The sequence below is a fragment of the Parabacteroides sp. ASF519 genome (assembly GCF_000364265.2).
Taxonomy (GTDB): Bacteria; Bacteroidota; Bacteroidia; order Bacteroidales; family Tannerellaceae; genus Parabacteroides; species Parabacteroides goldsteinii.
The window spans coordinates 2,539,137-2,558,772 of sequence record NZ_AQFV02000006.1 but is presented as its reverse complement, the minus strand read 5'-3'; the positions used below and the strand labels follow the sequence as shown (position 1 = coordinate 2,558,772).

14 protein-coding genes, 1 tRNA gene and 2 pseudogenes are annotated in these 19,636 nt (G+C 45.8%); 11 read left to right on the top strand and 6 right to left on the bottom strand.

The window, feature by feature from the left end; all coding sequences use genetic code 11:
- Positions 1 to 26 precede the first annotated feature (26 nt).
- Positions 27 to 396, bottom strand: a pseudogene (locus C825_RS27850) (response regulator); the annotation flags it as partial.
- A 43-nt stretch (positions 397 to 439) separates the two neighbouring features.
- Entirely contained in the window at positions 440 to 1,924 is a 1,485-nt protein-coding gene (locus C825_RS09920; protein ID WP_007657565.1) for a TolC family protein, read from the bottom strand.
- Between the two features lie 734 nt (positions 1,925 to 2,658).
- Between C825_RS09920 and C825_RS09915 the strand changes: the two genes are divergently transcribed.
- Positions 2,659 to 2,934, top strand: a complete 276-nt coding sequence (locus C825_RS09915) for an HU family DNA-binding protein (RefSeq protein WP_007657564.1) — start codon at positions 2,659 to 2,661, stop codon at positions 2,932 to 2,934.
- Between the two features lie 244 nt (positions 2,935 to 3,178).
- Here the strand turns inward: C825_RS09915 and C825_RS09910 are convergent, their stop codons facing one another.
- The gene (locus C825_RS09910) at positions 3,179 to 3,856 is read right to left on the bottom strand and encodes a hypothetical protein (protein ID WP_010802362.1); all 678 of its coding nucleotides are present in this window, start codon (positions 3,854 to 3,856) and stop codon (positions 3,179 to 3,181) included.
- Positions 3,822 to 4,379, bottom strand: coding sequence for a glycosyl hydrolase (locus C825_RS09905; protein WP_232434133.1), 558 nt, complete (start codon positions 4,377 to 4,379; stop codon positions 3,822 to 3,824). Before C825_RS09905 ends, C825_RS09910 begins: the two co-directional genes overlap by 35 nt.
- A gap of 200 nt (positions 4,380 to 4,579) precedes the next feature.
- Between C825_RS09905 and C825_RS09900 the strand changes: the two genes are divergently transcribed.
- The 10 genes and pseudogenes from C825_RS09900 to C825_RS09850 all read left to right on the top strand — a co-directional run bounded on the left by C825_RS09900 (position 4,580) and on the right by C825_RS09850 (position 16,998).
- The gene (locus C825_RS09900; RefSeq protein ID WP_010802360.1) at positions 4,580 to 6,226 is read left to right on the top strand and encodes an alpha-L-rhamnosidase-related protein; all 1,647 of its coding nucleotides are present in this window, start codon (positions 4,580 to 4,582) and stop codon (positions 6,224 to 6,226) included.
- Positions 6,227 to 6,421: 195 nt separating this feature from the next.
- Complete coding sequence (locus tag C825_RS09895) at positions 6,422 to 7,471, top strand: SMP-30/gluconolactonase/LRE family protein (protein WP_010802359.1); 1,050 nt, start codon at positions 6,422 to 6,424, stop codon at positions 7,469 to 7,471.
- A gap of 21 nt (positions 7,472 to 7,492) precedes the next feature.
- Entirely contained in the window at positions 7,493 to 7,876 is a 384-nt protein-coding gene (locus C825_RS09890; RefSeq protein ID WP_010802358.1) for a Lin0368 family putative glycerol transporter subunit, read from the top strand.
- A complete protein-coding gene (locus C825_RS09885) occupies positions 7,873 to 8,352 on the top strand; it encodes a Lin0368 family putative glycerol transporter subunit (RefSeq protein ID WP_007657547.1) in 480 nt (159 codons plus the stop codon). Before C825_RS09890 ends, C825_RS09885 begins: the two co-directional genes overlap by 4 nt.
- A gap of 16 nt (positions 8,353 to 8,368) precedes the next feature.
- Positions 8,369 to 9,892: a xylulokinase gene (xylB, locus tag C825_RS09880; protein WP_010802357.1), complete on the top strand. Its 1,524-nt coding sequence runs from the start codon at positions 8,369 to 8,371 to the stop codon at positions 9,890 to 9,892.
- Positions 9,893 to 9,912: 20 nt separating this feature from the next.
- A complete protein-coding gene (locus tag C825_RS09875) occupies positions 9,913 to 10,947 on the top strand; it encodes a zinc-dependent alcohol dehydrogenase (protein WP_086004296.1) in 1,035 nt (344 codons plus the stop codon).
- Between the two features lie 12 nt (positions 10,948 to 10,959).
- Positions 10,960 to 11,655 carry a deoxyribose-phosphate aldolase gene (deoC, locus tag C825_RS09870; protein WP_010802355.1) on the top strand — a complete coding sequence of 232 codons (696 nt, stop codon included), beginning with the start codon at positions 10,960 to 10,962 and terminating at the stop codon, positions 11,653 to 11,655.
- A 157-nt stretch (positions 11,656 to 11,812) separates the two neighbouring features.
- Positions 11,813 to 14,302 (top strand): HzsA-related protein, encoded by a 2,490-nt coding sequence (locus C825_RS09865; RefSeq protein ID WP_010802354.1) that lies wholly within the window; start codon positions 11,813 to 11,815, stop codon positions 14,300 to 14,302.
- Positions 14,302 to 16,103, top strand: a pseudogene (locus tag C825_RS27845) (c-type cytochrome). The gene C825_RS09865 and the pseudogene C825_RS27845 overlap by 1 nt, the downstream one beginning before the upstream one ends.
- Positions 16,104 to 16,116: 13 nt before the next feature.
- On the top strand, positions 16,117 to 16,998 hold the full coding sequence (locus C825_RS09850; RefSeq protein WP_010802352.1) for an aryl-sulfate sulfotransferase: 882 nt from the start codon (positions 16,117 to 16,119) through the stop codon (positions 16,996 to 16,998).
- A gap of 47 nt (positions 16,999 to 17,045) precedes the next feature.
- On the opposite strand, the gene C825_RS09845 is transcribed toward C825_RS09850, so the two are convergent.
- Together C825_RS09845 and tamL are read right to left on the bottom strand one after the other, a co-directional pair.
- Positions 17,046 to 17,119 (bottom strand) — tRNA-Arg (locus C825_RS09845).
- Positions 17,120 to 17,186: 67 nt separating this feature from the next.
- Positions 17,187 to 19,538, bottom strand: coding sequence for a translocation and assembly module lipoprotein TamL (gene tamL, locus C825_RS09840; RefSeq protein WP_007657531.1), 2,352 nt, complete (start codon positions 19,536 to 19,538; stop codon positions 17,187 to 17,189).
- Positions 19,539 to 19,636 lie beyond the last annotated feature (98 nt).

The following is a 19,636-nucleotide window of genomic DNA, read 5'->3' as shown; positions in this document are numbered from 1 at the left end:
CAACGGCGATTTCTGCATCTTCTTCTGCTCATTCAGTTCCAGAGCCGTACGGATCGACTTCAGCAACACCAGGTTGTTCCAGGGCTTGGTCACAAAATCGAAAGCGCCGGCCTGCATCCCCTGCACAGCCAGCGAAATGGAACCCCAGGCGGTCATTAAGATTACCGGAACATCCGGCTGAAATATCTTTACTTGTTTTAATAGCTGTATTCCTTCTTCTCCCGTCGTAGTCAAGGTAAAATTCATATCCATCAGAATCAGTTGGGGCGCTTCCCGGCGCACAATAACCAACGCTTCTTCAGGCCCCGGAACAGCTTCCGGTTCAAAGCCTGCCCGCTTCAACAAAAAAGTAAGCGAAGAACGGACAGCTGCGTCATCATCAATAATTAATATCATATAGGTTTCTTTAATTGGGTTTGTAAAGATACGAATAAGTTACCTACTTTCTGACAATTTCCTCAAAATCGGCATCCAGATTACGGTCGTTCAGAAAATCGTAAAGCGTCACGCTACGGACATTATAGAAATAACTCCAGAAACCGTACAATTCCTGTATATGCTTCTGTTTGGCATCATCTTTCGATTGCTGGGCATCATTCAGATCGAGAATATTGATCTTGCCGATCATGAATGTTTCGATAGATGTCTGATAACGTTTCTGGGCGATTTCATCGGCTTCTTCCGCGATTTCCAACTGGGCAGCCTGGTTATTGAAGTTCTCCACCAGCAAGAAGATATTCTGGTTGAATGTCATCTGGTCCTGACGGTTTTTGGAGAGAACCACTTCGCGGTTGGATTCGGCAACCTTAACCTTTCCCTTCCGTTTTCCCCAGTCCAGCAAAGGGATGCTGAAACCGACTTCCACCACCTGGTTATCTTTCAGCGGATTGTAAGCGCCACTGAAATCACGGTCTTTCCCTGTATATCCCACGGAAGCAAACAGGTTGATATCGCGGCGTTTTCCTTTGGCCGTCGCTACTGCATAATCGGCTTCGAGTTGTTCGCGTAGTATGCGTTTGGCAAACGAGTTGTTTTCCTGGGCTTTCTCCAATACTTCTTGATAGACCAGCCGCATGTCGGGGACAGATTCGGGGATGACCGGTTCTATCACATCTTCCTCGCTCAATCCCAGGAAAGAACGTAACTGGAACATTTTGGCGTTCAGGTTCGACTGCGCTTCCGTCAACTTACCTTTCGCCTGTAAAGCGGATAATTTCAATTGCATCAGTTCACTTTCAGAGATATGACCGATCTTGCGTTTCGCGATAGCGATATCATACAGTTTATTTGCGTTATCCAGATTCTGCACAGACGTTGCCAGGTTTTCTTTTGCCAGCAGAAGATTGAAGAAGTAAGCGATCGTCGAGATGGTTACTCCCTCTACGCTTTCAATATAAGCGGCTTTTGCTTCCTGGTAGCGAACAGGTTCGATCCGGCGGTTCCATTTCTGGTCGTTCACGCCGAAGATAGGTTGCGTCAGGGTCAGACCGACCGGGACACTCATATATTCATTGAAGGCACCATGCCCTAACTGGCGGGAGAAATTAAGAGAAGAGTTCAATGAGATCTTACCGCCTGTCAGAGCGATATTCTGGTCGATAGAGATCGCTCCGTCCATCGACAGGTTATTGTCCTGCACAAAAGCATAGGTTCCGTCCGATTGTTGGTAACGTGAATATTGCTTGCTGTAACTGGGGAGCGTTCCTTTAAAATTAACCTCCGGTAACTGGTCGGCGACATGGGTACGGTATTCCCAGTAAGACGTCTTTAATTCGTTCAGGGCCACAGCCGCATCGACAGACTGGTGTTGTGCCAGCGTAATGGCATCTTTCAAAGTCAGACGGACTACATTATCTTGTTCTTCGGCCTGTAAACCAAAGCATGTCAGCAATAAATAAGTAATGGCTATATAGATCTTTTTCATCGTAATATATGTTTTGCCATGCTACAGGCAAAAGGTATGCCAAAAACATATATCATTGATTTTCTGAGCATAACATAAAAGAATAGTGTCCGATAATGAACAGTATGTCCGATAATGGAGTTATGAAGGGAAAATGGACAGAGTTCGTTAAGAACTCAGGAATTAGGGGCGCTATAGAAATAATGGAGTTATCCATAAACAGAAAGATTAATTGTTGCAATAAACCTGTAACAGCAAGCACTTGATTAAAACTGCTTATTTCCGCAAGATTCTCCTTGTTTCCTCCCTGCCAATTCCCTTGTGGTACTTTAACAGAACCCGGCTTTATCGCATTTTCATTCAATGGATTGGGTGAAAAAGAAGAAAAAGATGAATTTTATCGCATGTTTGATTGCTTATCCTCTGTATTTATATCTTTGTCTCCATAATAACAAAGTTCTTAACGAACTCCATTAAATCAGAGAAAATGGCCTACTACAAATTATCGAATACGCTGTATTTCCGGTAATACGGTAGTTAATCCACTGATTGAGGGCGAAGAACAGAAAGTGAACAATTTATATTAACTAATATCAGAGAACAAAAAGAAGTAAACCATACTCCTGAAAACGGAGTATTTATACCGATTTAAAGGATATTATGCTGAAAAGTTATACCCTGCTTCTACCGCAGAACTACGTCTCCGGCCAAGTATCCCGAACACTTGTTCTAAAAACGATTTAAACCTGTAGTATATGAATAAAAGTAAATTGATCGGACAAATAGCCGCAGACACCGGCATGACGAGAGCAGCGATAAAGGCGGTACTCAACTCCTTCATCGACAATACCACCGAAGCCCTGCAAGAGGGAGATACGGTCGTATTCCAGGGATTCGGCACCTTCCTGCCCTGGGAGCAAACCGAACGTCCCGCCCGGAATCCACAGACCGGAGAGCCGGTGATGATCAAGCCGCGTACCTCCGTCAAGTTCCGCGCCGGCTCAGACCTGATAAAGGCACTGAACAAATAATTTTGCACATTCCGGTAGTTACAGCGTTCCGGGACTGAATTTCCATAAACTGGAAGAAGCCGGTCCCGTCCCCTGCGAACAGAATATCTCCGACCGTCTGGTGTTAGACGATATACGTCATAATGCAGTGATCGTAGCCTGGTCTGCCTATAATGCAGCAATGAGGGATGAGAGAATGCCAAGAAAATAAAAGAGAAACATTTTTCAGTTGACAAAAAAAGACATTATCCGTTTATTCCTGATGTTACATTAATTTAACGGGGCCCAGCATACCTGTCGGTGCCCATTTCTGATGATGGGTCCATGCCTGCCCTATTTTGTTTTCAGGCGTACCCTTCAGATAATTACCGACAGTTGTCGTGATCTTTATCTGCAATGATTTGACCGGTGCCTTAGCTAAATGTTCCGGCAGTTGATACACACGGTTTCCATACCATTTGCATCCCAGTTTTTCCCCATTCAGGGTTACTTCCGAAACGCCATATACTTTCCCTAAATCCAGGTAATTGAATCCGGCTGCATTATCGACCGTCTTTTCATAATACAGGTCGCCGGAAAACGATTGTGTTTCCGGGTTTGCAGAGAAATCCACCAACGTATCCAGCTCACGTTTGGCCGACTCGCCATTGACATGCGCCATTCTGACCGTCCATCCGTTCAGTTCGACCGGAGACGAACTCTGAAGCGGCAAAGCCGGAATGGAGATCTTCGCGCCTTTCGTTTCCTCAAAAACAATCAGTTTGGATGCGGCCGGCCCCAGGTCGATCTGTAAAGTGGAACCGGAAGAGACCGGATAAGGTGTCCGTTCGCCTGTTTCCGGATTCCATAACCAAGGTGTTCTGCCATTCGCCTCAAATGTTGCCTGTATCCGTATTTCATCCTCCGGATTACAATTCGTAATAAAATGGTTCTTTACCGACAAAGATCAGTTTACCTCCGGCTTTAACGAATTCAACCAGTGTTTCTGCTGTCGTCGGCATCATCGACTCAACTTCCAGCAGCATCAATGTATTATATTTCCTGTTATTGAAAACAAGATTGCCTTTCTTGAAACTACTTTGCTGAATGATATTCTCACTTATGTAGTCACAACTATTTCCGTTCTGATGAATTGCTTCCCACACATGATATTGATAAGACGGATAATGCAAGCTGGGGAACGGATCACGCTGTGGTCCGTGTATCGTCCACATATCAGCCAGCGGATGCATCACGGCAATATCAGCAAAGAAATCGGATTCCTGAAGGACAGTCGACACCCGGCTTTTACAGGTCGCCCACAAATTGAAATAAGGCCACCAGCTATTCCGTTCGTTCAGAAATGCGCCGTACATGATCCAACCGGGGAACGGCACTTCCAGCGGACTATAATTAAAACCGTGCAGGATCGAATGGGTCACACCGGAAAGGTTACTCTGGTCGCCCGTCATCTTTATTTTCTCCACTGTCAATAAACCGGTATCCTTGCATAAAAGGAATTCCCAACACGAAAAAGATAAAATAATTCAACCCTTACCATTGTGTCATTTTTGTAACATTTAATATCAATAATACAACATACATCCACCCGGTAAATAGTAATTTTATCAACTATTTATAAGAAAGAATACTTTTGATAAAACACTTATTCATATTTTATAGAAACATGAAAACGACCTTAAAAACACTTATATTAAACTGTTTACTTGCCAGTTGTTTTATAACAGTCCACGGACAAGATTTTTATGCCAGCCAGCGGGCATCCTGGTTACAAAAAGCAAAAGAAAGCATTCCTCAACTGACCGTTACAGAAAAAAAGCCGGTCGGTTTAGTACATATAATAAAAGATGAAAATGCTTTCCAGCAATACAAAGCAGAGCAAACAGCACCTATAAATACACTCTACGATAACTCTTTTAAGGAGACAAAAGCCGTCATTGTCGATTTCGGAGAGCACATAACAGGTAGTTTCAGTTTCAGCACGGAGTTACTAAAAGCCGAGGCAGACGCACCGGCACGCTTCAAACTGACATTCGGAGAAGTTCCTTCTGAACTGGTAACACCTTTCGATCCTTATCAGGGAGGACTCAGCCGTGCGTGGTTACAAGATGAAATAGTCACCATGATGACAATGCCGTCAACGATCACCATTCCACGCCGTGTATCTTTCAGATATGTAAAAATAGAACTTATCGCGACTCCTCCCGGATATGACTTCTGTATTTCCGGAATGAAATGCGACGCTGTTACTTCTGCCGTCAATACGCCCGGAGAATTATCGGCTGCCACGCCACAGATATTTAAAGACATAGACCGGGTTAGTTTAAATACCCTGAAAGAATGTATGCAAACCGTTTACGAAGACGGTCCCAAAAGGGATCAGCGTCTGTGGTTGGGCGACTTATATCTGGAAGCATTGGCTAACAACTATTCCTTCAAACAATACAATCTGACCAAACGCTGCCTCTACCTGCTGGCCGGACTAAGCGAGCATAACGGAAAACTAAACGCAACTGTTTTTGAAACCCAGGAGCCCAAGCCCCAGGCAAAACAACATTTATATGATTATTCTTTCCTGTTTGGCGTTACCCTCAAAGACTATTTGCAGGAAACGGGAGACAGAGAAACGGCTGAGGATCTTTGGCCCGTTGCAAAAAAACAATTAGAATCTGCTTACCAATACCTACAGGATGACGGAACAATGAATTACGAACGGGCATCCCGTGAATGGTGGATATTCTTCGACTGGAAAGACGGATTACATAGAGAAGTAGCTTTTCATGGCGTTACTGTTTTTGCTTTCAAAGAGACCTATGAACTGGCAAAATTACTGAACAAAGAAAATGAGGTCACCCAACTTCCGGGACTCATCAAAAAGATGAAAAAAGCTGCCCGAAAACATTTCTACAATCCAAAAACGGGTTTATTCACAGGCAAATTGAATGATCAGGTTTCTTATGCTTCCCAAATATGGATGATACTGGGAGAAATACCTACACAAAAAGAAGCCCAACGATCTTTAAAAGCCTTGAAAACAACAGAGAATGTCTGCACTCCGGGAACCCCTTACCTGTTCCATTATTATATAGAGGCCCTGATCAAAAGCGGAATGCCGCAAGAAGCCCGAAATGAAGTAGCAGAATACTGGGGAGGAATGATCCACAAAGGTGCTGATACATTCTGGGAAGTTTATGATCCTAAAAATGAGTTTTTATCTCCATACAACTTTTTCCCGGTCAATAGCTATTGCCATGCCTGGAGTTGTACACCGACGTATTTCATCCGGAAATATCCGGAAATATTTCAGGAATAAGTTCAAATACACGTTGAAAAAGTTCATCTAGATTTATTCCGGCATATAAAAGCCTCATACAATCAGGCTACTAAATATCAACACCTTACAACAACACAAATCATTCACTGACCGAATATTGAAAGCTTTTGACCGATAGATGAAACTCTTTCAGGGCAGAATTATATTTCTTTGCCAATGAAAAATCTATATATCATGAAGAACGTGTTTTTAATATCAGTTTTATTATCTGCATTCCTGGGAGCTTGTACACCGGCAATGCAAAAAAGTGAACTATTCATGGAATTGCCGGATGATTGTCCGACACCCGACGGAATGGCAATTGCCCCAAATGGTGACCTGATCCTGGCTTGTCCGAACTTTGCCGATTTGTCGAAACCAGCCTGCCTGATGCGGATTACTAAAGACGGGAAAATCAGCAAATGGATGAATGTACCCATATTAGAAGAAACAGGTTGGGCTGCTCCCATGGGAATCACCTTCGATGATGAAGGAAACTTATTTATTTGTGACAACCAGGGATGGAGCGGAGCAGAAAAGGCCAGGAACAAAGGCCGAATCTTATGCTTAAAATTAGATGGCTACGAACTGAAAGAAGTTATCGAAGTAGCCACCGGTATGGAACACCCCAACGGCATCCGCTTCAGAAATGGGAAATTATATGTAACACAAAGCTCCCTCTCCTCCATCCAGGATCCGTCCGGACTACTGGTAAGCGGAGTCTATTGCTTCGACAAGAACGATAAGAATATAAAAGTAACCAATACAAAAGCAGATAAGAACCTGCTCACAACCGTCATTACGAAAAACAAAGCAGTTCAGTACGGACTTGACGGAATCGTATTCGATAAAAAAGACAATTTATATGTAGGAAATTTTGGAGACGGCACCATTCACCGAATAACCATGGATCCCAAAGGCAACGTTATCGGAAATGAGATATGGGCACAAGACCCGTCACAACTACGCACCACCGACGGAATGTGCATGGATGACGACGGAAATATCTGGGTAGCCGACTTTTCTGAAAATGCAGTGGCCCGTATAGACAAGAACGGCCGCATTCAGCGTATCGCCCAAAGTCCGGATTGCGACGGCAGCGACGGTGGTCTGGACCAGCCGGGAGAACCGATCGTCTGGAACGGCCAGGTGATTGTATCCTGCTTCGACATCGTGACAGGTCCCGACAAAGTAAATACCAAACACGACAAGCCTTTTACACTGGCTAAATTACAATTGAACTAACAGATCATAAACCTAAATATCATGAAACACTACTTATCTACATTTGCCGGTTCGGCAATATGCGGAGGATTTGCTTTCGGCATCTGGCCGGAACTTTGGAAAACATACGGTTTAATGGGAGGATGGCTGGCTGCTACCCTTATTATCGGGATCATGTGGTACATGAACCATTATAACGGAGCCATATTAAATCCGGAAGGAAAAATATGGCTGGACCAGGGATGGTGTATCGGCTCTGCCGGCATAGCCTGGGGAATCGTCCGTTTCCAGGGTGATTTCACTCAGTTTTTCCTGGCTGCCCCCACTTTGTTTTGTTGTCTGATCGGAGGTGCTTTAGCCGGAATAACCATCTGGATAATGCGTTCATGCGGTAATCGCCTGTCAAAAGAGGAGGATGCAGTATGAGCGAATGGTTACAAACTTACAATGAATTGTTCGGCATGTACAATGCCGGTATCATAACCAGTATATTCGGTTCTTTCGCCGTCACTTTTACAGTTATATTCTGCTGGCCCAAACTGGTGAAAGATTTTGGAGCAAAAGGAGGATTTATTGCGGCCGCCTTAATTATAGGAACATTCTGGCTGGTGAATCACAAATTGCCCGGTTTCGGTTTCTCCACCGGTTTAGCTACCGATGTAAACGGATTACCCATGCAATTCAGCCTCATTCATCAGGGAGCCCGAGGAAGTGCCCCCTGGGTGGATATGGGCTGGGCCATCGCTATGGGATTTGTCGTATGTGATACACTCTGTGCTCCCAGAGGGACACGTTTGGGATTATTGAAAGAGGCTTTCCCACGTTGGGCCGTTATTATTGCCGGCGGGATAGCAGGAGGCATCCTGGTCGGACTGACCGGATATACGAATGCTGCATTATAAATAAAATTCAAAGACCATGGCTAAATACGTCATTGCACACGATTTAGGAACAAGTGGCAACAAAGCCACTTTATTCAATGAAGAAGGCATGCTGGTTGCATCCCGTGTCGCCTCCTACCAGACTGTTTATGCCGCCGGTAACCGCGCGGAACAGGATCCGTCCGACTGGTGGAAAGCCATAACAGAAACAACAAATGCATTACTTCAACTCGTATCACCCGAAGAGATCGCCGGAGTTGCCCTGAGCGGCCAGATGATGGGATGCTTATGTATCGATAAAAAAGGGAATCCGCTTTCTCCACACCTGCTGTACTGCGACCAGCGTTCACAGGAGGAAGAAGCTTTCCTGTATGAAAAAATGGACCCGCTTCATTTCTATGAAATAACAGGACACCGTATCAGTGCTTCCTATTCAATAGAAAAATTAATGTGGATACGAAAACATATGCCGGAAGTTTTTGCAAAAACGTACAAAATGCTTAATGCAAAAGACTACATCAATTTCCGCCTTTGCGGTACGATCGCCACCGACCCGTCAGATGCTTCCGGAACAAACGCCTACGACCTGAACAGATGGTCATGGAGCGAAGAGATCATAGAAGCAGCAGGACTGGATATCTCCCTCTTCCCGGAAGTCCGTTCTTCTATTGATGTTATAGGAGAAGTAACGGAGGAAGCAGCCAAAGCCACCGGACTCCGTAAAGGTACACCGGTTATCTGCGGAGGAGGCGACGGCAGTTGTGCCGGAGTCGGCGTAGGTTGTGTAGCCCCGGGAACATCCTACAATTATCTGGGCTCCTCCTCATGGGTTGCCCTGACAGTAGAAAAGCCGGTTGTAGACGAACAACGCCGTACCATGAACTGGGCGCATGTCGTACCGGGCATGCTGCATCCGTCGGGAACTATGCAGACGGCAGGCGCTTCCTATAACTGGATGGTGCAGCAACTCTGCCTGTTTGAACAGGAAGAAGCCAGAATCAGGAAAGGGAATGTGTACGAACTGATTGACGAACAGATACGGAAATCTCCGGTAGGCTCCAACAAACTATTGTTCCTGCCTTACCTGATGGGCGAACGTTCTCCCCGCTGGAACGTAAATGCCAAAGGCGCTTTTATCGGATTGACGGTAGGACACACGCATGGCGATATGCTTCGTTCCGTCATGGAAGGCATCACCCTGAACCTGGGACTTATCGTCAATATATTCCGCAACCACGTCCCCGTAGAAAATATGACGGTAATAGGAGGCTGTGCTAAAAATCCGATCTGGCAGCAGATGATGGCCGATATTTATCAGACTGAAATAAAAATCCCGAACTATCTGGAAGAAGCGACCTCCATGGGCGCCGCCATCCTGGCAGGAATCGGAGCCGGCTTATTCAAAGATTTCAGTGTAACCGACCGGTTTATCCATATCGACAAAAAGATCAGTCCTATCCCCGCCAATGTAGAGAAATACAAAGAATTAATAGCTGTTTTCGACCGGACGTACGAGCATTTGAAAGATGTTTATACAGACCTGTCGGATTTAAATCTATAAGAATGAATATGAAAGGAAAAATGAAAAGCGTAATCGCAACAGCTCCCGGCGTAGTAGAAATCCGGGAAATAGATATGCCTGTTATCACTCCGTACCAGGCCCTCGTAAAAACAGAAATGGTCGCTTTGTGCAATGCCACCGACAGCAAATTGATAGCCGGACATTTTCCGGGGGCAGATCAGTTCCCGATGGCTTTAGGCCATGAAAATGTCGGCATTGTAATAGAAGTCGGAAGTAAAGTTCGAAATTTCAAGGTAGGCGACAGGGTAATCGGCGGATTGAATGCCTCCTTTACGACACCGGGGCTGAACAGTGCCTGGGGCGGTTTCTGTGAATATGTCGTAGTAAACGATTTCGAAGTTTTGCAGGAAGAAGGCCTTGCCACTCAGGAACAAGGCTGCTGGGACAGCTTCGAAATACAGAATGCAATACCGGCCGATATACAGCCGGAAGAAGCAGTCATTGCCTGTACCTGGCGTGAAATAGTGGGTGCATTCAAAGACTTCCGCCTGGAACCGGGAAAGAAAGTGATGGTATTCGGTGCCGGTCCTGTCGGGTTGAGTTTTGTGAAACTCGGCAAACTATTCGGTCTCGGACAAGTGGATATTGTCGACATGCTACCTGCCAAACTGGAACTAGCCAGACAAATGGGTGCTGATAATGGCTATACGCCGGCTGAGATTGCGACACCCGAATTTATCGCTGCCGCAAATCGTTCATACGATACGGTCATCGACGCTGTCGGCCTGCCTTCCATCGTTCATTCGGCCCTACCCCTTATAAAAATGGCCGGAGATATTTGTGTATATGGCGTAATGACAAAGAATCCGACGATCGACCTGGACCAGGCTCCTTACAATTTCAACCTGTTCATCCACCGCTGGCCGACCCGTTCGGAAGAGAAACGAGCAATGATAGCGCTGACCGAATGGATACGCGAAGGCCGGCTGTCCGCATCCGACTTCATCTCCCACCGCTTTAAAATAGAACAAATCAACGAGGCCCTGGAAGCCGTAAAACGTAACGAAGTAATAAAAACAGTTTTAACATTCTAAACATCATTTATCATGAACGAAATAATAGCGAACTTATCAGTAAAACAATTGGCAGGAATGATCGACCATACTTTCCTGAAACCTTTCGGCACAGCAGAAAACATTGAGAAACTATGTGACGAAGCACGCAAATACGAATTCGCCATGGTTGCCATCAATCCGGCGGAAGTAGAAACCTGCGTCAAACTGCTGGAAGGTTCGCCCGTCCGTGTCGGTGCAGCCATCGGCTTTCCGTTAGGACAGACCACGACCGAATGCAAGGCTTTCGAAACACGCGACGCCATCGCTAAAGGCGCGACGGAAATAGATACAGTAATAAATGTACGCGCGTTACAAAAAGGCCGCCTGGATATTGTAAAGAAAGAAATCGAAGAGATGGTTGCTATCTGTAGACCGGCGGGCGTTATCTGCAAAGTGATTCTGGAAACCTGCTATCTGTCGGATGCCGAAAAGGAAACAGTCTGCCGGATAGCTAAAGAGGCTGGAGTTGACTTTGTTAAGACCTCGACTGGTTTTGGAACAGCCGGTGCGACTGTAGAAGATGTAGCCCTGATGCGCCGTGTTGTTGGTCCGGAAATCGGAGTAAAAGCGGCTGGCGGTATCCGCGACCTCGATACTGCTTTAGCCATGATCAAGGCAGGAGCAACCCGCATCGGCACATCCAGTGGAGTTACTATTGTGGAGGCTTATAAAAGTGCTATTAAGTAAAAATCCCCACTAGTATGGGGATAATTCCCCATTGCAAAGGGGATTATTCCCCACACTAGTGGGACTTTTTCCCCACAAAGAAAAAATAAGTGGGGAAAAATGACTTCCGTTTGCCAATTCCGGCAAACCAATAATAACAAAGAAGGGAGTAATATATATGAATAACTTACACAAAATAGGATTAGGACTTATGCTCCTCATTCTGGCAGCTTGCCAGAACAAGGAAAAAGCATATAAGGACCACTATCCCGCCGACAAACAGGAATTTATAACAGACATACAAGACCGGTTTAATAAAATAAAGGCAACCGAAGGTCTTGTTTCAAAAGACAGTACTGCCACCCTGATCCGGGAGGCACATCTGCATTTCTATCACCACTATCCGGTTTACTACGACTGGTGGTTACAGGATGGAAGCGATGTAAAATGGTTTGACAAAACATTGCCCGAACAAATTTCAGAGCGTTTGCAAAAATTACAGCAGGAAACCAAAGTAACCAACACGCCGGAAAGCATAACACAGGCTTTATCCGCCTATCTGGATGCCTGTAAAGCAAGAAGGGAACAACGGCTGGCATCCTTTATAAAAAACACTCCCGAAGTCGTGTTTACCAAATTCCGCACACTTCGCCCTTCCTTTTTCGCTTATACGGAAGGTCTGTCGGATGCCCGCGCAGAATGCAACTTCTTTGCTGGTGGCGAGCTGGCTTATTTCAAAATGGACGGGATCTGGGCAAAGGAAGAAACTTTATTAAAAGATACAGCCGGTGTCTTCCGGGATCCGGATGTTCATTTCGACGGTAAACATATTCTCTTTGCCTGGAAGAAATCACAAAAGGAGGATGATTTTCATCTCTATGAAATGGAGATGCCGTCGCGGAAACTGAAACAAATCACTTCAGGTCTGGGATTTGCCGACATAGAGCCGATCTATCTGCCCGACGAAAACATTCTGTTCAATTCGACCCGCAACGGAAGTGCAGTGGATTGCTGGACTGTCGAAGTCAGCAACCTCTATCTCTGCGACCGTGAAGGACGTTATATGCGCCAGGTTGGTTTCGACCAGGTACATACATCAAACCCGACACTGCTCGATGACGGACGGGTGGTCTATACCCGCTGGGAATACAATGACCGTGGCCAGGTATTCATGCAACCGCTTTGCCAGATGAATCCGGACGGTACCGGACAAGCGGAATACTATGGCGGGAACAGTTTTTTCCCAACCACACTCACCCACACCCGGCAAATCCCCGGAACACGGAAAGTGATGGCGACAACCCTGGGACATCACACTCCCCAGCATGGCAAACTATGTATCATCGACCCGGAAGCCGGACGTGACGAGAATGAAGGCGTCATGCTGGTTGCCCCTCTCCGGAAACCGGAAGCCGTAAAAATCGACGCCTACGGGCAGTTCGCCGACCAGTTCCAGCATCCTTACCCATTGAATGAAAAGGAGTTTTTAATATCCTATACCCCATTAGGTTACCATGTAGGTCATCCGATGGAATTCAGTATTTACTGGATGACACCGTCCGGTGAACGGGAACTGCTGGTTTCAGACGCCAGTATATCTTGCAACCAACCGGTCTTGTTGTCCGAACGTGAACGTCCTTTCCAGCGCGTAGACAATGTGGATTACACAAAAGAGGAAGGTGTCTACTATATGCAAAATATCTATGAAGGCAACGGCTTGAAAGGTGTTCAGCCCGGAACGATCAAAAAACTGAGAATTGTAGAACCCATCTACCGGGTAGCCAGTATCGGTGCTGCTTTCGGTTTTGATGCGGGTGGTGCCGGACATGCTTTCTCTCCGGTAGGTGTCGGCAACGCCAGCTGGGATGTAAAACGGATATTGGGAACTGTCGATGTTAATCCCGACGGTTCGGCTTTCTTTAAAGTTCCTTGCCGTACTCCGCTTTATTTTCAGGCATTAGACGAAAACAACCGGGTTGTGCAAACCATGCGCAGCTGGTCGACGCTGCAACCGGGAGAAACGCAGAGTTGCGTGGGCTGCCATGAACATAAAAACACCGTTCCGATAGCCTCGCATCCGGTATCTATGGCGATGAACACCGGTATCCAAAAGATCGAGCCGGAAGGTATCGGCGACCGCTGTTTCAGTTATATCAAAGAAGTGCAGCCCATCTGGGACGCTCATTGCATTTCCTGCCACGACGGGGTAAAAAGCAAGCTAAGCCTGAAAGGCGAATTAAAAGTAGTAGACCAGCAGACGAAGCGTAAATTCTCAGACTCTTACCTGAACCTGACTCATGCCCGTCAAATGACCAGAGATAACGACTCTTGGCAGGGAGACGCCCATCATCCAGAAGTGAACTGGATCAGCAATTTATCCGAGCCGACTTTACTTGCCCCTTATTTTGCAGGTTCCAATACAAGTAATCTGATCAAGCGACTTGAAAACGGGCATGGCGGCTGCAAACTGAGCAAGGAGGAAATAGAAACGATCGCTTTATGGATCGACCTGTGTGTACCGTTCATCGGCGATTACCGGGAAGCGAATAACTGGACACAGGAAGAAAAAGAGTATTATACTTATTATGAGAAGAAACGGGAGACATCCCGTGCTGCGGAAAAAGAAAATATCCGCCAGTATCTTCAATCATTAAAAGCTAAGAAGTAATGATCATGAAAATAAACTGGACCTACATAGCCTGTCTCTCCCTGACCATCCTGACCGGATGCAGCGGAGATGATATTTTTGCTCCGGACCATATCTGGAGTGCCGGAAAGCAAGGCGGACTCCTGGTGACAAACCGGGATAAAAAAGAAATATACCTCATCGACGCCAATTTCAATAAAACCGGGACAAAAGCGGTACTGCCCGCCCCAGCAAACGATCTGGCGGAAACACCTGACCAGCATATCTGGGTAGTGTGTAACGGTGCAGACGGCTCTCTGTGCGAATTGAACGGAAAAGATTTGTCCGTCATATCGGATACCCGATTGGGACATACGCCCTCCGCCCTGTTATTCAATAAACAAACCGCATCCTTGTGGACTACGCAACGTTTCAATAATGAACTTTGGGAAGTCTCTCCGAAAACAAAAGAAGTACTGAATCGGATTCCCGTTGGACGTGAACCGGTAGACCTCGTCTCATTTGCAAACGACAGCATGCTGCTGGTAGCCAATAACCTGCCGGAAATGTCGTCGCTTGCTTATCCGGTTGCCTGTCAGTTGGATATTGTGGATGTGAACCACAAAAAGGTTGTGAAACGATTACAACTCCCGAACGGTTCGACTGATGTAAAAGCCCTGGCTACAGACAGTAAAGGCAACTATGCATATGCCGTCCATTTGCTGGCACGCTACCAGCTCCCGACCAATCAGGTGGATCGTGGATGGATGAGTACCAACGTTTTATCTGTCATCAACCTGCACTCACAGGAAGTGGAAAATACTGTTCTGCTAGATACTCCCCAGAAAGGAGCCTCAAATCCCTGGAATGTCGTTGTTTCACCGGACGACAGCAAAATATGGGTGGCAATTTCCGGTACCCATGAACTGGCCTGTATAGACAGAGCGATGCTGCATAACCGTCTGGCACAGGTAAAAGAAGGGGAAAAGTAACTCCTTCGACAAAAGATTATGCACATATCCGGGATGATGCCGGCTTCTTATACGGTATCCGCGATTTTTACAAAACACAGGGGAAAGGTCCCCGGGCCTTACACGTCACTTCGGATAAAGTATATACGGCAAATTACTACACCGGTGAACTTGTAGCCTTCAATCAGAGTGGAAAAGAGATGACTTCTTCTTCATTGGGTACTCCTCTCGCTTCCACTCAAACAGGCAAAGGCGACATGTATTTCCATGACGCATCGATCGGTTTCCAGGGATGGCAGAGTTGCGCCAGTTGTCATCCGAATGATGCCCGGATGGACGGACTGAACTGGGACTTGCTGAATGATGGAATGGGGAATCCTAAGAACACCAAGACGTTAGTCCTCTCCCATCAGACACCGCCCTGTATGGTCACCGGAATCCGTAAAGATGCAGAAACCGCAGTTGTTTCGGGAATCAAATATATTTTATTCTCAGCTTCAACCGAAGAAGTGGCTCCGGCTATCGATGCCTATCTGAAATCGTTAGCTCCGGTTCCCAGTCCCCGGCTGGTGAACGGCAACCTGTCGGAAGCGGCAAAGAGAGGCAAAGCTCATTTTGAGAAAGATTGTTCTTCCTGCCATTCCGAAACCTACTACACAGATATGAAACAATATAAAGTGAGCTGGACCAACGGACCGGACGAGCATGTCAAAATGGATGTTCCCGCCCTGAACGAAGTATGGAGAACAGCCCCCTATTTATACGACGGACGTGCTTACACAATGCAGGAAATGCTGAAAATACATGCTCCGGCAGAAGTATTATCTGAAAACGAACTGAATGACCTGGCAGAATACGTATTATCTTTATAATCAATAAAAGATCATGAGAACCATTATTTATACACTCATTCTTTCTTGTATCTGTTGCCTGGCAACCGTGGCCCAGTGCGGGAATTTTGTTGGAGCAGACTATTCGCAAGGGATAGTGTTCATTATGGAAAACAACCGGATCGTCTGGCAGCATAAAGCTCCGGAATCGAATGACATCTGGGTATTACCCAACGGCAACCTGTTATTTTCAACCGGCAAAGGGGTACTGGAAATCACCCGTCAGAACGATACCATTTTTCATTATACTTCCGAAAGTCCGATCTTTGCCTGCCAGCGGTTGAAGAATGGAAATACGTTTATCGGAGAATGTAATGCCGGACGTCTGCTGGAAGTATCTCCCGATGGGAATATCGTCAGTGATATATGCATTTTACCGGAAGGCGTTTCAGACGGGACATTTGCTTTTATGCGCAATGCCCGGAAACTGGATAACGGACATTATCTGGTTGCTCATTACGGCGATGAATGTGTTAAAGAATATAACCAGGCAGGTAAAGTTGTCTGGCAGGTACGGATACCCGGTGGCCCTCATTCCGTAATCCGGCTGCCGGATGGACACACATTGGTCGCTGTTGCTGATAAGACACAAAACCCCCGCATCGTGGAGCTAGACAAACAAGGTAAAACCGTTTGGGAAATATCCAACAAGGATATTCCCGGTAAACCGTTGAAGTTTCTGGGAGGCATGCAATATTTCCTGGACGGGCGTCTGTTGTTTACCAACTGGGTAGGACATGTCAACCCAGAACAACGGAACCATCTGTTTCTGGTAGACAGGGAGAAAAATATTCTTTGTACAGTAGAGAACCGGGAAGGAATACAAACCATGTCATCTGTATTCAGCCTCGATGAGAACGGGAAATCGTACCATTAACACAAAAACAGGCGGTCATCAATCACTGATAACCGCCTGTTTTTATGTGATCGGGCTGGGATTCGAACCCAGGACCCACAGCTTAGAAGGCTGTTGCTCTATCCAGCTGAGCTACCTGACCATCCTTATTTGCGGTGCAAAGGTAGCATTAATATTTATATTTGCAAACAGGAAAGTCTTTTTTTTCATCAGAAGGGATATCCTACTGCAAAATGCCAGGCAAAATTATTCTTTAAATTGGGATTCAGAATAGCCCACCGATCTTTTCCACGTACCTGTGGATTATAAGCTTTCATACCTGTATCGAAACGGATCAGGAAGAAATCGAAATCCAGACGCAATCCCAAACCATAAGATACGGCTATTTCTTTATAGAAACGGGAGAAATCGAAGTTTCCATCTTTATGATCCTTATCCGGCTTCATCATCCAGACATTTCCTGCATCGACATAAGCCGCCAGTTCAAATTTCCAGAACATCTTGGTCCGGTATTCCAGATTCAAGTCCAAACGGATATCCCCGACCTGGTCGGCAAACGATGTAACAGAGTCTGCCAGCATTCCTCCCGGTCCCAATGACCGGACAGACCATCCGCGGACACTGTTCGCTCCACCGGAAAAATAACGCCGCTCAAAAGGCAGCATCTTCGCATTTCCATAAGGATAACCGACACCTACTCCCACATGAAATGCGATCTTATTACGGCTATCCAATACATAACTTTTACTGAAATCAACATCCCCCTTTACAAACTGTGAATAGTTAATTCCAAACAGATTATACAATCCGTCTTTATCTTTCTTTGCATTCGTTATCTTGGAAAACGCATACAACAGATTTCCGGCCATCTCAAAGGATACACGCAAAGAATGTGTATTCCTCAAACGGTTCTGAGGATTATAATTCGTAAATGAATAGGTATAACCGGAACCAACGACAAACTGGTCCGTAAAATTATATATCCGGGTAGAGTTTGGCAAACTCTCTTCAAAATCATGATCGATCTTCGGCAAATGCACATAATCGATATCCAGCAATTTAAAAACATGCCGTGCTTGTGTATTCGAGCGTTCCTGCCAGATATAACTCCATCCGCCGGAAAGGATCGCACGTCTGTACTCCGGACGTGTCTGAATACCGTAACTGACCTTCAACTCCGTAGAAGCACGCACCCTTCGTTTGAAACTTTCATTGACAAAGGGAAACAGAAAACGGGGAAACAAAACAGACGCTTCCGCTCCAACTTCCCAATAACTGCCGCCCGCCGAACTCTTGGATAAAGCCTCATAGGCTCCACGCACTTTCGTTGATAAAATCTCCGAGCCTCTGAACAGATTCCTGTGTTGGTAACTCACACTGGAAGCAAAACCGAAATCACCAGCCGAGTTCGTTCCTTCCAGGTCAACACCAAAACCTTGTAACTTTGCCGGAGAAGTCAGGATGGTACAATTCAACATCATCGTGTCGCGTTCTTCCACTTCCGTAAAACGTATATTTACATTCCTCAATGCGCGGAGAGCGGCAAACGAAGAGTAAGTTTGTTCAACAGCCCGTTCGTTAAATAACCTGCCGGGAGTTATATAAGTACTTCTACGTAAAACATTTGGGCGGATAGTTCTACCATTCTCTCCGTAGAGAATCTGTAAATCTCCTGCTTTCACCGTATCGGCAGAAGCAAACGACAAGTCACTCTGCGTCTGATTCAGCGGATCATAATCTGTCACAATCGTTACATCTTTGATGTAATATTGGCGATGCAGGGTATCGACAACAGAACCGTCCGGCTTTAATTTACGGTAAGGTTTAAGAACCATATCCAAATCCACAATATTCCTATTGTAGGAACTATCTGCCAGATAAGCCAGGTAATCACGGTTAAATGCATAATATCCTCTTCTACGGAGCAATGTCGTGATGCGTTGCCGCTCCTTATCCAGTATATCCCTGTCAAACAGGGAACTGTCTTTCACCAAAGAGGTATAGTCTTCCGGATATACCCGAAAAGCCGAAGAGGCAGCCGAACGCTTGGGGGCTTTCAAATGGGCAATACTGTCAATCTTCGAATCATCCAGTTCCATCGTATAATTATGTATCCGGTAAGGCTCATTCGAATTAATCTTATAAATGACAACCGCCTTCTTCTGCCGCGAAGTATCTATCTCGGCCGAGACCTCCGCATTCACGTATCCTTTATTGATAAAGAACCGCCTCAACTCATCCGTCGATTGCTCTACCAATGTAGTATCCAGAATGACAGGCGGCTCCCCGATCCGGCGAAGCTGCTTACTGAGCCAACGTTTTTCATTCCGGCCCGACCAGTCATAAACAAAAAGTTGCCATTTCATCAATCCGAACACTTTAAAGTTCGGTTGCTGTCTAAGATATGGCTTCAGCTCATTTGTTTTATAAGATTTATTATCGGAGACAATCTCTACTTTATCCAGCAGATATTCACCGTCACCGACATATTTCGTCGTACTACAGGCGGCCAGCATCCAAACAAGGCATATGAAATATAGTATATGGAGGATTCCCTTCATTATTCGAGCTTTTACGCACGCAAATGTAGCTGAAATTATTCAGAAAGGCAACTAGTCGATACAAGATACAATAAAGGGAATGCCTTTTTGAATAAAAA

Coding starts and splice junctions, on each gene's coding strand:
- C825_RS09920 (WP_007657565.1), bottom strand. CDS start 1,924: ATGAAAAAGATCTATATAGCCATTACTTATTTATTGCTGACATGCTTT.
- C825_RS09915 (WP_007657564.1), top strand. CDS start 2,659: ATGAATAAAAGTAAATTGATCGGACAAATAGCCGCAGACACCGGCATG.
- C825_RS09900 (WP_010802360.1), top strand. CDS start 4,580: ATGAAAACGACCTTAAAAACACTTATATTAAACTGTTTACTTGCCAGT.
- C825_RS09895 (WP_010802359.1), top strand. CDS start 6,422: ATGAAGAACGTGTTTTTAATATCAGTTTTATTATCTGCATTCCTGGGA.
- C825_RS09890 (WP_010802358.1), top strand. CDS start 7,493: ATGAAACACTACTTATCTACATTTGCCGGTTCGGCAATATGCGGAGGA.
- C825_RS09885 (WP_007657547.1), top strand. CDS start 7,873: ATGAGCGAATGGTTACAAACTTACAATGAATTGTTCGGCATGTACAAT.
- xylB (WP_010802357.1), top strand. CDS start 8,369: ATGGCTAAATACGTCATTGCACACGATTTAGGAACAAGTGGCAACAAA.
- C825_RS09875 (WP_086004296.1), top strand. CDS start 9,913: ATGAAAAGCGTAATCGCAACAGCTCCCGGCGTAGTAGAAATCCGGGAA.
- deoC (WP_010802355.1), top strand. CDS start 10,960: ATGAACGAAATAATAGCGAACTTATCAGTAAAACAATTGGCAGGAATG.
- C825_RS09865 (WP_010802354.1), top strand. CDS start 11,813: ATGAATAACTTACACAAAATAGGATTAGGACTTATGCTCCTCATTCTG.
- C825_RS09850 (WP_010802352.1), top strand. CDS start 16,117: ATGAGAACCATTATTTATACACTCATTCTTTCTTGTATCTGTTGCCTG.
- tamL (WP_007657531.1), bottom strand. CDS start 19,538: ATGAAGGGAATCCTCCATATACTATATTTCATATGCCTTGTTTGGATG.